The sequence below is a fragment of the Amycolatopsis jejuensis genome (assembly GCF_000717335.1).
Lineage (GTDB): Bacteria > Actinomycetota > Actinomycetes > Mycobacteriales > Pseudonocardiaceae > Amycolatopsis > Amycolatopsis jejuensis.
This window is the reverse complement of sequence record NZ_JNYZ01000019.1, coordinates 44,580-58,736: the sequence shown is the minus strand read 5'-3', so window position 1 is coordinate 58,736 and position 14,157 is coordinate 44,580. Positions and strand designations below refer to the sequence as shown.

General features: G+C 71.0%; 14 protein-coding genes. 9 read left to right on the top strand and 5 right to left on the bottom strand.

Annotated elements, in window-relative coordinates:
- Positions 1-34 precede the first annotated feature (34 nt).
- The 7 genes from rimO (at position 35) to OO71_RS25180 (ending at position 7,130) form a co-directional block, all read left to right on the top strand.
- Positions 35-1,483 carry a 30S ribosomal protein S12 methylthiotransferase RimO gene (gene rimO / locus OO71_RS25210; RefSeq protein ID WP_033292370.1) on the top strand — a complete coding sequence of 483 codons (1,449 nt, stop codon included), beginning with the start codon at positions 35-37 and terminating at the stop codon, positions 1,481-1,483.
- Complete coding sequence (gene pgsA, locus OO71_RS25205) at positions 1,480-2,139, top strand: CDP-diacylglycerol--glycerol-3-phosphate 3-phosphatidyltransferase (RefSeq protein ID WP_033292369.1); 660 nt, start codon at positions 1,480-1,482, stop codon at positions 2,137-2,139. The genes rimO and pgsA overlap by 4 nt, the downstream gene beginning before the upstream one ends.
- Positions 2,139-2,603 (top strand): CinA family protein, encoded by a 465-nt coding sequence (locus tag OO71_RS25200; RefSeq protein ID WP_033292368.1) that lies wholly within the window; start codon positions 2,139-2,141, stop codon positions 2,601-2,603. Before pgsA ends, OO71_RS25200 begins: the two co-directional genes overlap by 1 nt.
- Positions 2,604-2,703: 100 nt before the next feature.
- On the top strand, positions 2,704-3,162 hold the full coding sequence (locus tag OO71_RS25195) for a helix-turn-helix domain-containing protein (RefSeq protein ID WP_033292367.1): 459 nt from the start codon (positions 2,704-2,706) through the stop codon (positions 3,160-3,162).
- Positions 3,163-3,424: 262 nt separating this feature from the next.
- Positions 3,425-4,285, top strand: coding sequence for a PspA/IM30 family protein (locus OO71_RS25190; protein WP_033292366.1), 861 nt, complete (start codon positions 3,425-3,427; stop codon positions 4,283-4,285).
- 31 nt (positions 4,286-4,316) lie between these two features.
- Positions 4,317-5,255, top strand: a complete 939-nt coding sequence (gene pspM / locus OO71_RS25185; RefSeq protein ID WP_033292365.1) for a phage shock envelope stress response protein PspM — start codon at positions 4,317-4,319, stop codon at positions 5,253-5,255.
- Between the two features lie 576 nt (positions 5,256-5,831).
- Positions 5,832-7,130, top strand: coding sequence for an allophanate hydrolase-related protein (locus tag OO71_RS25180; protein WP_033292364.1), 1,299 nt, complete (start codon positions 5,832-5,834; stop codon positions 7,128-7,130).
- On the opposite strand, the gene OO71_RS25175 is transcribed toward OO71_RS25180, so the two are convergent.
- From OO71_RS25175 to OO71_RS25160, 4 genes are all read right to left on the bottom strand, one after another.
- Positions 7,099-8,118: a quinone-dependent dihydroorotate dehydrogenase gene (locus OO71_RS25175; protein ID WP_033292363.1), complete on the bottom strand. Its 1,020-nt coding sequence runs from the start codon at positions 8,116-8,118 to the stop codon at positions 7,099-7,101. The genes OO71_RS25180 and OO71_RS25175 overlap by 32 nt on opposite strands.
- Before the next feature lie 222 nt (positions 8,119-8,340).
- Positions 8,341-8,910, bottom strand: coding sequence for a GNAT family N-acetyltransferase (locus OO71_RS25170; RefSeq protein WP_033292362.1), 570 nt, complete (start codon positions 8,908-8,910; stop codon positions 8,341-8,343).
- Between the two features lie 343 nt (positions 8,911-9,253).
- Positions 9,254-10,057, bottom strand: coding sequence for a DNA-formamidopyrimidine glycosylase family protein (locus OO71_RS25165; protein ID WP_033292361.1), 804 nt, complete (start codon positions 10,055-10,057; stop codon positions 9,254-9,256).
- A gap of 3 nt (positions 10,058-10,060) precedes the next feature.
- Entirely contained in the window at positions 10,061-10,912 is an 852-nt protein-coding gene (locus OO71_RS25160) for a ParA family protein (RefSeq protein ID WP_033292360.1), read from the bottom strand.
- Between the two features lie 106 nt (positions 10,913-11,018).
- Here OO71_RS25160 and OO71_RS25155 point away from each other — a divergent pair, with 106 nt between their 5' ends.
- A complete protein-coding gene (locus OO71_RS25155) occupies positions 11,019-11,744 on the top strand; it encodes a methyltransferase domain-containing protein (RefSeq protein ID WP_033292359.1) in 726 nt (241 codons plus the stop codon).
- Between the two features lie 38 nt (positions 11,745-11,782).
- On the opposite strand, the gene OO71_RS25150 is transcribed toward OO71_RS25155, so the two are convergent.
- Positions 11,783-12,139 carry a hypothetical protein gene (locus tag OO71_RS25150; RefSeq protein ID WP_051792098.1) on the bottom strand — a complete coding sequence of 119 codons (357 nt, stop codon included), beginning with the start codon at positions 12,137-12,139 and terminating at the stop codon, positions 11,783-11,785.
- 90 nt (positions 12,140-12,229) lie between these two features.
- Here OO71_RS25150 and dinB point away from each other — a divergent pair, with 90 nt between their 5' ends.
- Positions 12,230-13,447 carry a DNA polymerase IV gene (gene dinB, locus OO71_RS25145; protein ID WP_033292358.1) on the top strand — a complete coding sequence of 406 codons (1,218 nt, stop codon included), beginning with the start codon at positions 12,230-12,232 and terminating at the stop codon, positions 13,445-13,447.
- Positions 13,448-14,157: the final 710 nt, after the last annotated feature.

Sequence of the window (14,157 nt, the reverse complement as noted above, 5' to 3'; positions counted from 1 at the left end):
GGGGTGCCCGGCCGCGACGGCTACCCTGAACGTCGTGCCTTCCCCAGCCGCTGAGTCCGCTCGTACCCGCCGTGTCTCGCTCGTGACCTTGGGCTGCGCCCGCAACGAGGTCGACTCCGAGGAGCTCGCGGGCCGGCTCGCCGCCGGGGGCTGGGAGCTGGCCGCCGATCCCGAGGACTCGGACGTCGTCGTGGTCAACACGTGCGGGTTCGTGGAGTCGGCCAAGAAGGATTCGGTCGACACGCTGCTCGCCGCCGCCGACACCGGCCGCAAGGTGGTCGCGGTCGGCTGCATGGCGGAGCGGTACGGGCACGAGCTGGCCGACAGCCTGCCTGAGGCCGACGCAGTGCTCGGCTTCGACCACTACGCCGAGCTGTCCGACCGGCTCGACGAAGTGGTCGCCGGTCGCACGATCGCCTCGCACACCCCGTCCGACCGGCGGAAACTGCTGCCGATCAGCCCGGTGCAGCGCCCGGCCGCGGCGGTCGAGGTCGAGGTACCCGGGCACGCGCAGCACGGCTGGGGCCCGCGGGTCCTGCGCACGCGGCTCGACGACGCGCCGGTGGCGGCGCTGAAGATCGCGTCCGGCTGTGACCGGCGCTGTTCGTTCTGCGCGATCCCGTCGTTCCGCGGGTCGTTCGTGTCGCGGCAGCCGGACGAGGTGGTCGCCGAGGCCGCGTGGCTGGCCGAGAACGGCGTGAAGGAACTGTTCCTGGTCAGTGAAAACTCCACGTCGTACGGCAAGGACTTCGGCCGAGACGGCACGCGTGCGCTGGAGCAGCTCCTGCCGCGGCTCGCGGAGATCGACGGCATCGAGCGCGTCCGGGTGTCGTACCTGCAGCCTGCCGAAACGCGGCCGCAGCTGGTGAAGGCCATCGCGACCACGCCGGGGGTCGCGGACTACTTCGACCTCTCGTTCCAGCACTCCAGCGAGCAGGTGCTGCGCCGGATGCGCCGGTTCGGCTCCACGGATTCGTTCCTCGCGCTCACCGAGCAGATCCGTGAGTACGCGCCGGAAGCGGGGATCCGCACCAACGTGATCGTGGGCTTTCCCGGCGAGACGGCCGAGGATCTGGCCGAGCTGGAGCGGTTCCTCACCGGCGCCCGGCTCGACGCGGTCGGCGTGTTCGGGTATTCCGACGAGGACGGCACCGAGGCCGAAACGTTCGACGGAAAGCTGGACCCGGCGGAGGTCGCCGAGCGGGTCACGCGGATTTCGGCGCTGGTCGAGGAGCTCACCGCGCAGCGCGCCGAGGACCGGATCGGCACTTTTGTCGACGTCTTGGTGGAGAACGACGGTGCCGATGGCGACGACGCCGTGGGCCGTGCCGCGCATCAGGCACCCGAGGTCGACGGCGAATGCGTCATCCTGGAGTCGGACGACACCAAACCGCTCGCGGTGGGCGATCTCGTCCGCTGCGAGGTGGTCGACTCCGCCGGGGTCGACCTGATCGTCCGCCCGGTACCGGAGCACGGCCGGTGAATGCGGTGCCCAGCGGGGCAGGCGAGGGCGTGCCCCGCGCCGCGTCCCCGGCCGGGCCGGAAGGGGGTGCCCAGGTGCCCGACGCGACGCCGGTCCCCACGCTGAACCTCGCGAACCTGCTCACCATCTCGCGGCTCGTGCTGGTCCCGCTCTTCGTCCTGGCGCTCTTCACCGGCGACGGCGTGGACACCACCTGGCGGGCGATCGCCACCGGGCTCTTCGCGATCGCGTCGGCCACCGACCAGGTCGACGGCTGGGTCGCCCGCCGCTACGGGCTGATCACCGACTTCGGCAAGATCGCCGACCCGATCGCGGACAAGGCGCTGATCGGCGCCGCGCTCGTCGGGCTCAGCGTGCTGGGGGAGCTGGCCTGGTGGGTCACGATCGTGATCGCGGTGCGCGAGATCGGCGTGACGCTGCTGCGGTTCTGGGTGATCCGGCACGGCGTGATCCCGGCCAGCCGCGGCGGCAAGGCGAAGACGATGACGCAGATCCTCGCGATCGTGGTGTACCTGCTGCCGCTTTCGGCCGCCGCGGACCCGGCGCGCTGGGCGCTGATGGGCCTCGCCGTGGCGCTCACCGTGATCACCGGCGTCGACTACCTGATCCGCGCGATCCGGCTGCGCGCGGCCGGCCGCCGCGCGACGGGATCCTGATGCCCGAAGCCCGCGACCTCGTGGCGATCCTCACACGCCGGGGGGAAACCGTGGCGACGGCGGAGTCGCTCACCGCCGGGCTGGTGTGCGCGACGCTCGCCGGGGTACCCGGGGCGAGCGCCGTCCTGCGGGGCGGGCTCGTGGTCTATGCCACCGAGCTGAAAACCACGCTGGCCGGAGTCGACGCGCAGCTGCTGGCCGACCACGGCGCGGTCCACCCGGAGGTGGCTGCGCAGCTGGCCACGGGCGCGCGGACGCGCTGCGGGGCGACCTGGGGGCTTGGCCTCACCGGGGTCGCCGGGCCGGATCCGCAGGACGGCGTGGCGCCTGGCACGGTGTACGTCGCGCTCAGCGGGCCTGGCGTGGATACGGTGCGTGAGCTTGCCGAGGGTGGTGATCGCGACACGATCCGCGTCGCGTCGGTCCGCGCCGCGTTCGCGCTGCTCGGGGAACATCTAGACTGAAAGGGGCGTTCGCCCTTGGCGTACGCACGTGTCAAGTCCTGCACCCGGGGCGCCGCTCTGGGTAACGTAGGAGGCACCTGTTCGGGAAGGGAGGCGCGTGATGACCGTGCTGTTGCGTGAGGCGATCGGTGATCGGCTCCGTCATGCCCGCACCAACCAGCGTCGGACGCTGCGTGACATCTCCCGGTCCGCCCGGGTCAGCCTCGGCTACCTGTCCGAGGTCGAGCGCGGCCAGAAGGAAGCTTCGAGCGAGCTGCTGGCGTCCATCTGCTCCGCACTGGACCTTCCGCTGGGCGAGCTGCTGCACAAGGTCGCCGCCGACGTGTCGGCCCTCGACAAGGTCGAGGTCGCCCCGGTGGTGGACGAGGTGGAGACCACTCCGCGGGACGCGGTGGCCGACCGCGACGCGGCGTCCGGCGGGTTCGAGGGCGGCCGCCTGGTGTCCGAGCTGATCGGCGACGACCTCTCCGACCTGCGGCTTCAGCCTGCTCCGCGGATGAACACCACGCTGCGTACCACGATCGGCGCGCCGAAGCTGGCGTCCACGATCGCGGCGTAACGCTGCTCTGCGCGACTGCACGGCCCCGGGGAGTGACCCCCGGGGCCGTCGCCGTCCCGCCCCGGTCAGTGCCTCTTGGGGCCGATCGGGTCAGGGCCGACCCTGAATTCCCCCGGGGTCGCCTGGAACGCGCGGGGCCGACCTGACACGATGGAACCCAACGCCGGGGTAGGGACGTTGGGTGACTAGTTGGTTCTGGGAGTGACGACCCCACCTCGAGGTAACTCAAGGCCCGTGGGACGCAAGAAGGCAGGCGGAGGAGATGGCCAACCCGTTCGTGAAGTTCTGGAAGTACATGATGGCGGCGTTCTCGTCGAAGATCGACGAGCATGCCGACCCGAAGGTACAGATCCAGCAGGCCATCGAGGAGGCGCAGCGCAACCACCAGGCGCTCACGCAGCAGGCCGCCTCCGTGATCGGCAACCAGCGGCAGCTGGAGATGAAGCTCAACCGGCAGCTCGGCGAGGTCGAGAAGCTGCAGGCGTCCACGCGCCAGGCGCTGGTGCTGGCCGACGAGGCCCGCGGCAAGGGCGACGAGGCGAAGGCCACCCAGTTCGAGACGGCGGCGGAGAGCTTCGCCGCGCAGCTCGTCACGGCCGAGCAGAGCATCGAAGACCTGAAGACGCTGCACGACCAGTCGCTGCAGGCGGCGGCGCAGGCCAAGCAGGCCGTCGAGCGCAACGCCACGATGCTGCAGCAGAAGCTGGCCGAGCGCACCAAGCTGCTCTCGCAGCTGGAGCAGGCGAAGATGCAGGAGCAGGTCTCCGCTTCGCTGAACCAGATGAGCCAGCTGGCCGCGCCGGGCAACACGCCGTCGCTGGAAGAGGTCCGCGACAAGATCGAGAAGCGCTACACCACGGCGCTGGGTTCGGCCGAGCTGGCGCAGAACTCGGTGCAGGGCCGCATGATGGAGGTCCAGGAGTCGGCCACGCAGATGGCCGGGCACTCGCGCCTGGAGCAGATCCGCGCCTCGATGCGCGGGGACTCGGTCGCGCAGGTCACCGACGGCGGCGCCGCCGCGGCGAAGGCGCCTTCCGGCAATGCGGCCGGCACCGGCGGCGCGGACATCCAGCGGGAGATCCAGGCCCGCGTGCAGGCCGAGCAGGGCAAGAACCCGGCCTGAGCGGCCGGGCACGGGCAGCGCAGGGGGCGGGATGACCAAGCGGCGGGACTTCAGCGAGTTCAACGCCAAGCTCGAGAAGCACCTCGAGCGGCTGCCCGACTACGCCCAGCGGGCCCAGGAAAAACTGCAGCGGTACTTCCCGCCGGTCGAGCAGACCGGCGGGAAGCCCGCTCGGCCCCAGCCTCCTGCTCCGCGGCCGTCCTTCTCGGCGGTCGCCGACCAGGTACCCGCGGTCGCCGAGGCCCGCGCGAAATGGCAGCGCTGGAACGAGCCGACGGCCAAGCACCAGCGTCGCGTCCGGCGTACCTCGCGGGTGCTCACGCTGTGGATTCTGGTCACCATCCTGCTCGGGGTGATCACCGTCCTGGCCGGGACCGGCCTGATCGGCAGCGCGACCGGTCCGGAAATCGGGCAAGCAGTGTTCGCCGGCTTCGCGACGCTGGTGTTCGGCACGTTCAGCGTCCGCACCGGCTTGCGGCTGCGGGAACTGAAGAAACTCGAACTGCCCGCGGCCCCGAGTGCCCCGCCGCCGCTGCCACCGGCCGGGTCGATCGCCCGCGAGCCGATGGAACGACTGGCCGAGTCGGAGGCGTCACTGCGCGAACTCCTGCGTCAGCTGTCGGTGCCCACGTCGCTGGGTACCACGGCCGTACCCGAGGTCTCGGTAGCCGACGCCCGCGCCACGGCCGACGAGGCGGCCCGCGCACTGCGCTCCCTGGCCGACCGAATCCAAGCCATCGAACGCGGCCGCAACGCCGCCCCGGAACGCGAACGCGCCGCCCTGCACACCGCAGTCACCAAGCTGCGCGAACAACTGGACGACGGCCTCGACGGCTACGGCGGCCTGGTCGCCGCAGCAGGCCGCGCGGTGGCGGCAAGCAGCAACGGAATGGGCACGTCGAGGGATTCACTGACCGACGCTACGGACCGCCTGGCCGGGCTGGCGCTGGCGCTGAAAGACCTGGGCTGAGCCGGGGACGGACTCCGGTCGCGAGTGGGCCTGGCGAAGGCGGGTTGACCGCGGCGCCGATCGATGCGGCGCGCGGCGGGAATGTGCAGATGACACCTGGTGAGGGCCGGTCCGGCGGGCATGGGCTCGCCGCTCGACACCCGGGCTGCTCTCGCGCGGTCGGGCCGTCGCGCCCGGCCAGAGGGTGATCACCCCAGCTGCAACCTCCGGCTTCCGGTCGAGCCCGCCACTGCCCCGAACGGCCGCACCCCGGCCCCGAACCTTGCCCGCCGCCGACCTCGCCCGAAACCCGGCCACGCCCGCCACCCTCCCCGACCTGCGCCGGAACACCGTCCTGATGGCCGAGTTTCGGATTCCGGCCGGCGCAGCGGCCGCACCGGGCCGCGACGGTGCGTGATTTCTCCCCGCACACCGCAACAATCGTGTAATCCGATCCTGCTGGTGGTGGAAACCTTTGCGGTTTAACGTTTTTCCCATGAGGTTGGCGAACGCACCCGCCAGGTCCGGCGCCGTGGGCTGAGGTTCCGCGGTGCCGGACAGTGGACTCCTCCGATCCCGCCGAGGAAAGGATTCCCGATGACCACGCTCCCGCCGGAACCGGAACCCATTCCCCTCCCGCCGCCCAGTGCGCACGAGCGTGTGCGGACCGCGTTCGAGCGGATCGCCAAAGCCGATCGTCCCGAGTTGTGGGCTGCTCTGCGCACGATGGAGGAAGTCCTCGTCGAGGCGAAGGCCGTCGACGAGCACGTCCATGCCGGGGAAAACCTCCCGCTCGCCGGGATCGTCTACGCGGTCGACGGGTGCTTCGACGCCCAGGCCACCGCGGTCGCGCGGCTCACCGGCGCCGGTGCCGTGGTGCTCGGGACGACCGCCGCGGACCCGGAAATCACCGTCGTCGAAGCATTTGCCGACCTGGCGCTCAGCACGTCCGCGCGGGAACTCACCGCGCCGTCCGGCGTGGTCGGCCTCAAACCGACGAAGGGTCTCATCCCGCGCACCGGCGTGCGCCTGGACGCGGCGGACTGCATTTCGGTCTTCGCGCACAGCCTCACCATCGGCCAGCGTGCCGTCGCCGCGATGATCGGGCCCGATGGCGCCGACCCGGACGTCCGCGCGTGGCCAGCGGACCTCCGGCTCGCTGCCGGGAACCGGCCGCGGCTCGGGATTCCCGCGAAGACCAGGCTTCCGCTACCCGCGCGGAGGGTGCTCGACGTGGCAGCAGCGTCGTTGGAGGCCTCCGGTGCGGTGCTGGTCCCGAGCTCCGGCCTCACCCTGGGCGCGCTCGACGCGCTCCTCCTGCCGACCTCCGGCATCCGCGAAACGGCGTTGAACGTCCTCGACCTCGCCGCGGTGACCGTGTCGGGGGAGCGGCGGCCGTACGGGATCACGGTGGTCACGCGGGCGTTCGAAGACCAGATCGGCATCGACCTCGCCACCGTGCTCACCGGCGAGCAGGCGCCGGAGCCGTACTCCGCGGAGGTCGTCGACGTCGTCGTGTTCGGCGCGCATCTCTGCGGCCAGCCGTTGCACAGCGAGCTGCGTGGCGCCCGTTTTGGCGGATTGGTCCGGACCGCTGAGCGCTACCGGCTCGTGCTGCTCGAGAACGTCACCCCGGTGCAGCCCGGCGTGATCCCCGGCTCGGCCGGGATCGACGGCGAGCGCTGGCAGCTGTCCCCGGCAGCGCTCGGCCGGTTCACGGCGGGCTTGCCGGCGCCGTTCGTGCTCGGCCGGGTCGAACTGGAGGACGGCAGCACGCCGCTCGCGGTACTGTGCGAACCGGCCGCGGCGGCGGGCGGTGAAGGCCTGGACCGCTATGCGTCGTGGCGGGGCTACCTGCGGTTCGTCAGCACGGCCGGCCCGCGATTCCCCGGCTGACCCGGCGCACGAGCCCCGGCCCGTGCAGCGCGAATCCGGTGTAGAGCTGCACGAGGCTGGCGCCGGCGTCGAGCATGCGGAGGGCGTCGTCGGCGCCGAGAATGCCGCCGACGCCGATGATCGGCAGCTTCCCGCCGGTCTCCTTGCAGACGAAGCGCACGACCTCGGCCGAGCGCTCGGTGAGCGGACGACCGGACAGCCCGCCGGTCTCCGCGGCCAGCGTGGCCTCGGCAGGCGCGATCCCGGTACGGGCGAGTGTCGTGTTGGTCGCGATGATCCCGGATACGCCGTGCTCGAGGCACACGTCGAGGAGTTCGGTGAGCGCGTCGTCGGTGAGATCGGGGGCGACCTTGACCAGCAGCGGAGTGCTGCCACTGATCGTCTTCAGCTCGGCAAGCAACCCGGCGAGCGCGGCTTTGTCTTGCAGCGCACGGAGTCCCGGGGTATTCGGAGAGCTGACGTTGATCGCGAAGTAGTCGGCGTAGGGATGCAGAACGCGCAACGAGTACCGGTAATCCTCGACGGCCTCCTCCAGCGGCGTGACCTTCGACTTGCCGATACTGACCCCCAGCGGCACGCGAGGTTTCCCGCCCCTGGCGAGCCGGTCGGCCAGCGCCTGCGCCCCGTCGTTGTTGAACCCCATGCGGTTGATGACGGCGTCACTGGCCGGAAGACTGTAGAGCCGAGGCTTGGGATTACCGGGCTGCGCATGCCGGGTGACCGTGCCGACCTCGACGAACCCGAACCCGAGCGCAGGCCACGCACCGAGCGCCCGCCCGTCCTTGTCCATCCCGGCAGCCAGCCCGACCCGATTGGGAAACCGAAGCCCGAGCACGGAGACGGGATCGTCGGTGCGATACCACCGCGAGACCGGCCGAAGCGCACCCCCCGCCCGGCTCAGCAGCGAAACCGTGCGCTCGTGCACGACCTCCGGGTCGTGAAACGCCAGCCGATACAGGGAGGGCCGAACAATCCGATCGAAGAGCACGCCCCTCATGCTGCCCCATCACCCCGCCCCAGCACGAACGACCCACCCGCACATGTGTCCCGCATCGCCCACGCGCATCTGCCCGGCCGCCCGCCGTCCGTGAAGGCCACCTTCACGGAACCAAAACACGTGCGGAGGGTGGTTGTCAAGGCATCTTTCCCGCCTTGACAACCACCCTCCGCACGTAGTCACAATTCCGGCTTCGGGGTGCCCCACCGCGACTCACAACGGCCGACCAGACCCCTCCCACTCGCGCTCGAGCATCGCGTACACCAGTTCGTCGGTCCACTCGCCCTTGACCCGCTCGTTCTCCCGCAAATGCGCCTCCCGTCGCATCCCCAGCCGCTCCATCAACGCCGCCGAAGCCGCATTCCGCCCATCGCACCGCCCGACCACCCGATGCAGCCCCAGGTCCTCGAACCCGAGCCGCAGCAGCTCACGGGCGGCTTCCAGCGCCAGCCCCTTCCCATGGTGATCCGGATGGAACACGAACCCGATCTCGCCCTGGCGGTGCTCCGCGCTGAGGTACTCGAGATTGAGGTCGCCGATCAGCTGCCCGGTTTCGACGAGTTCCACGGCGACCGCAAGGAACTGCCCCTCCCGCGTCAGCGTCGCGCTGTGGATGCGCTTGGCGAGGGCGGCGGCGGATTCGGCGCGGCTGCGCGGGCCCCAGTAGAGGTAGCGGGCGACGTCCGCGCGGGACTGGAAGGAGTTCAGGGCGTCGAGATCATCGGCCCGGAAGGGGCGCAGACGGAGGCGCTCGGTGCTGATCGGGTAGTCCGGCCTGAGCATGCCCCGAGCCTAGCCACCTGCGCCGTCCGCAGGGGGGAGAAAGGGGAAATTCCCGGGGTGCCTCCCGGACGCCGTCAGCGTCCGGGCCCGAGCCGGACCGGTGCTCGAGAACCCCGGGAACCCGGTGACTGCCTGGTTTTCACTCGCAGGCAGCACGCGAAGCAGGCGATGAGCCGAAGGTGGCTCTGGTTGTATCGCTGCTCAAAGTCCCTACGCGCGCCATCCGCTAGCGGACAGCCACCTCACGAGTCCTGTGTGAATACAACTTAGGACCACCTCCTCTCTCGTGTACTGCCACGCTAGCCGCGAACCTCGCCGTCCGGCAACATCATTTGCGCGGCGGTCACTCCGGGGGCACCGGACCGGGCTGACAGCGCGGGCAGCACCAGGTCGGCCTGCGATACGGTCCGTCACCCTGCTGCCGCACCAGCACCGGCCCGCCGCAGCGGAAGCAGCCCTGCCGGGTGCGCTCGTAGACCCAGGTCCGCCGTCCGCGGCGGAGGTCGCCGGTGGTCACCTGCTCGTGCCGCCATGCGTTGGCCACCAGCAGCTTCCGGGCGAGCGCGACGGCGCGTCCAGTGTCCACTTCGGACACCCGGGTCCACGGGGAAACGTGCAGCAGAAAGCAGATCTCCACCTTGTACAAGTTGCCGACGCCGGCCATGACCCGTTGATCGAGCAGTGCGTCGCCGAGTTCGCGGTCCGGTTTCGCGGCCAGGTTCGCTGCCGCGGTGGCCGCGTGTTCGTCCGTCCATTGTGGATCGAGCAAGTCCGGGCCGAGGTGCGCGACGAGGTCGTGTTCCCCGGCAGTCGGGACCAATTTCAAGTCGTGCAACCGGAATCCGATGGCCTGGACGTCCGTTGTGGTCAGCACGACCCGTGCGTGGTGCGCGGGCATCGGCCACTTCGCCCCCGCGGGCTGGATCTGCCAGCTGCCGTCCATTCGCAGGTGGCTGTGCAGGGTCAGGTCGCCGGAGAAACGGGTGAAGAGGTGTTTGCCGACGGTGCCGACACCGTGTACCTCGCGGCCGGAAAGGTCCACAGTGGCCAGTTGCGGATGCCGGAATTCGCCGCGCACCAAGGTTTTCCCGGCGAGCGCGCGGTCGAGGAGCTTTCCGGCGAGGAATACGGTGTCACCCTCGGGCACGGTTCAGCCCGCGGTTTCCGACACTTCCGGCTGCGCGGCGTCGTCCTCGCCGCGCACGCGGTGCCGCCCGGCCCGGCTGGAACGCAGGATTTTGGCCAGCACCATGTTGAACGTGAGCGCGATCTCCTGCGCACCGGGGGAGTGCCACTCGTGGATTGGGCTGCACGCGCCCTGCGCCTGCTGCACAGCGAGCCGGTCCGGGATCGCCGTCGGCATCACGAGCGACCCGAAGTTCTCGCGCAGTTCGCCGACCCGGAACTGATGCTCGTACGACCGCACGCGCAGCTTGTTCACCAGCACGCCGATCGGGCGCAGCGTCGGGTTGCTCTCCTCGCGGATCCGCTCGATCGCCTCGAGCGCGCGCTGGGCGCCGGCCACCGCGTACATCGTGGGCTCCGTCACAATCAGCGCGCTGTCGGCCGCGACGAGCGCGGATTTGGTCAACCTCCCGAGCGAGGGCGGGCAGTCGACGATCACCAGCTCGTACGGGTCCTCGCGCAGCGGATTCTGATGCAGCTCGTCGAGCGCGCGGGACAGGTTTTCCAGCCGCCGTCCGTCGGAGCCGGGCTCGTTGAGCGCCTCCAGATCCTCGGCGCCGACGAGCACGTCGATGTCCTCGCTCCACACGCTCGGCGCGATCGCGCGTTCGAGCACGGCGCGGGCCGGGGTCTCGAGCACGTCGGCGAGTGTCGCGTCGGTGTAGGGCGGATCGAGCGAGGTGGTGGCGTTGCCCTGGGGGTCGAGGTCGGCGACGAGCGTGCGGGTACCCCTACGCAGAGCGGCCGACGCGATACCGAGCGCGACCGTCGTTTTGCCGACGCCACCCTTGAGGCTGAGAACGGCGACCGTGTGCACTCGACACAGCCTACGGGCCGCGCGCGGAGGCGGTAGCCCGGAAGGTGGCGAACGCGACGCCCACGCGGGTCACGGCGGGTGACCGGCGGCTACTACCCTGTCGCCCATGAAGACCGACACCGTGGCCGCCCGGGGTTCGGGCGCCGTTCGCCGGGCGCTCGAGGCCGAGCTGCGGGCCGCGCGCGCCCGTGGGGTGGAGCAGCCGGTCGTCGTCGACGTCGGCGGCGGGAGCGGTGGCTGGGCGGTGCCGTTCGCGTCGGCCGGATGCCTGGTGACCGTGGTCGAGCCGAATCCGAACGCGCTCGCGACGCTGCGCCGCCGCGCCGAGGAGGAGGGGGTCTCGAACCGCATCACGGTGATCGCGGACGACTCCGATGCGCTCGGCGCGCACGTCCCCGCGGGTTCTGCTGATCTGGTGCTGGCGCACGGCTTGCTGGAGGTGGTGGACGAACCGCGCGCGGTGCTCGACGCTCTGGCGACGGCCGTCTCCGCAGGTGGCGCAGTGTCGGTGCTCGTGGCCAACCGCAACGCGGCCGTGCTGCATCGCGCGCTGGCCGGCCGGATCGGGGAGGCACAGCGGTTGCTGGAAAGTGCCGAGGGGATCGTCACGGGCGACACCGTACTGCGGCGGTACGACAGTTCCGGGCTCACCGAATCGCTGGTCGCCGCGGGGCTCGAGGTCACGCTGCTGCAGGGCGACCGGGTGATCTCGGACGTGGTGCCGGGCGAGGTCCGCGAGGACGAGCTGGCGGAGTTCGAGCTGGCGTCCGCGAAGGTTCCGGCGCTGCTCGACGTGGCCGGGCGGCTGCACGCGATCGCGCGGCGCGCCTAGCGGGCGATGCGGCGGGGTTTACGGGTGATGCGGCGCGTCTAGCGGGTGATGCCGCGGGGCTTGCGGGTGATGCGGCGGGGTTTGCGGTAGCCGGCCCAAGCGACGACGCCGCGCCCGGCGAAGATGGCCAGTCCGAGGGCGCCGATGCCGATCCCCAGGTAGCCCTGGTTCTTCTGCCGCGCTTCGGTGGCACGGACTTCCTCATAGCTGGCGCCCTCGCCGCCGCCACCGCCGTAGACGCAGTGATCGTCGGGCTGCATCCGGTTGTGGCCGCACTCGACGGCGTCGCCGTTGATGACCGGGTTGATGTTGCTGAAAAACCCCGCCATCCCCACGACGACCAGGCAGCCGGCGACGAACATGAGTACCCGGGACCACCACGGCGAGCCGTTCATGCGGAGACCGTAGCGCTGATCGCCCCGGAATTGTCGGGGGTGGGCGGTAACGTCCGCGGGGTGGGGAGAAACGCAGAACTGCCGAGCGGGATGGCCCGCTACCGCGTCACCACGGGCGCCACCGCGCTGCCGGACGACACCGGCTGCGCGATCTTGCACGTGGACATGGACGCGTTCTTCGTGTCATGTGAACTGCGCACGCGACCAGAGCTGGCGGGCTTGCCGGTGGTCGTGTCCGGCGGGGGCCCGCGATCGGTCGTCGCCGCGGCCAGCTATCCGGCGCGGCGCTTCGGCGTGCGCTCGGCGATGCCGTTCGCCACGGCCAAGCGGCTGTGCCCGCAGCTGGTGTGCATCCAGCCCACCGCGGGGTTGTACGGCGAGGTGTCGCGGGGAGTCATGGGGATTTTCCGGGAGCTGACACCGCTGGTGGAGCCGCTGAGCCTGGACGAGGCCTTCCTGGACGTCGGCGGCGCCCTGCGGAGGCTGGGGGCCACTCCGGGCGAGCTGGGGGCACGAATCCGTGCGCGGGTGGAGGCGGAACACGGGATCACGTGCTCGGTCGGGGTCGCGAAGGTGAAATTCGTGGCCAAACTGGCGTCCGGAATGGCGAAACCGGACGGGATGGTGATCGTCCCCGCGCCGGAGACGGTGGAGTTCCTGCATCCGCTGCCGGTGTCGGCGCTGTGGGGAGTCGGAAAGCGCACGGAGGAGCAGCTGCGCAAACACGGGTGGCACACGATCGCGGACGTGGCAGCCACCCCGCCCGCCCGGCTGCGGCGCGCAGTGGGCCGCGCGGCCGGGGATCACCTGTGGGCTTTGGCGAACGGCCACGACGAGCGAGCGGTGGAACCGGAGTCGGCGGAGAAGTCGATCGGCGCGGAACACACTTTCGACGTGGACGTCCAGGCCCGCGACCACCTGGGCGTGGAACTGCTGCGCCTGTCCGAACGCGTCGGGGCGACGCTGCGGTCACGTGGCCTGCGCGGCCGTACGGTGTCGATCAAGGTCCGCTTCGCGGATTTCCGCACGATCACCCGAGCCCGCACAGTGCCCACGTCGACGGACGTGGCCCGCGACATCCACCGCACGGCCGTGGAACTGCTGGCGGAACACGCCCCGACGGGAGCGGTCCGCCTGATCGGCGTGCGAGTGGAAGGCCTCGAAACGGCGGAGGAGGGCCAGCAGCTGACGTTCACGACAGCCGAACCCCGCTGGCGCGACGCCGAAGTGGCGGCGGACGGGGCCCGGTTGAGGTTCGGGTTGGGCGCTATTCGGCCCGCTTCACTGCTGGCGCCACGGGAGGAGTGAGCGGTACGGCGCTGGTTCCGGCTGGGCTGGGCTGGGCCGGGTCGGAGCTTGGCCAGGTTGGGTTGGGCTGGGCCGGGCTTGCGGAGGTTGGCCGGGCTGCGCTGGGTGGCCGGGTTGGGCTGGGCCGGGTGGGGCCGGTGGGTCGGTTGACCGGCGGACTCGGCTGGGTGACTGGGCTCGGCTGGGTTGGGCTGGGCCGGTTGACCGGACTGGGCTGGGCCGGGTTGGCCGAGCCGCGCTGGCTGGGCCGGCCAGTTTGGGTACGGCCGAGTCGGAGGAGGTTGGCTTGGCTGGGCTGGCCAGTTTGGGCACTGCCGGGTCGGGTTGGTCGGCGGGGTTTGGTGGGTGCCGCTTGTGGCTTGGGGATCAGCAGGACTGCGCTGGCTCGCCGAAGGGGCGACGACCTCCGGCGACCGGGATCGGGCGGGCGTACCCGCGGCTCGCCCGGTTGCCCTGACCGTGTCGTCGAGTCGCGGCTGAGCCCGATCGAGCCGCCAGGTTCTTGATGCCCGGGCCGTTCACCGAGCCCGACTCACCCCATCGACCGATCCGATCGCACTCCAGCCTGCGGGCCGTTCCAGCCGACATCCACCCCAGCGGAGTGCGGGCCGCGCGTAGGTGGGATTTGCTTGTGTCTCCCGGGTTCTCCGCCGACGAAGTCACTGCGGCAAGGACGGCCGGTGCAATGCTGGTCGCCCGCCGACTTCTGT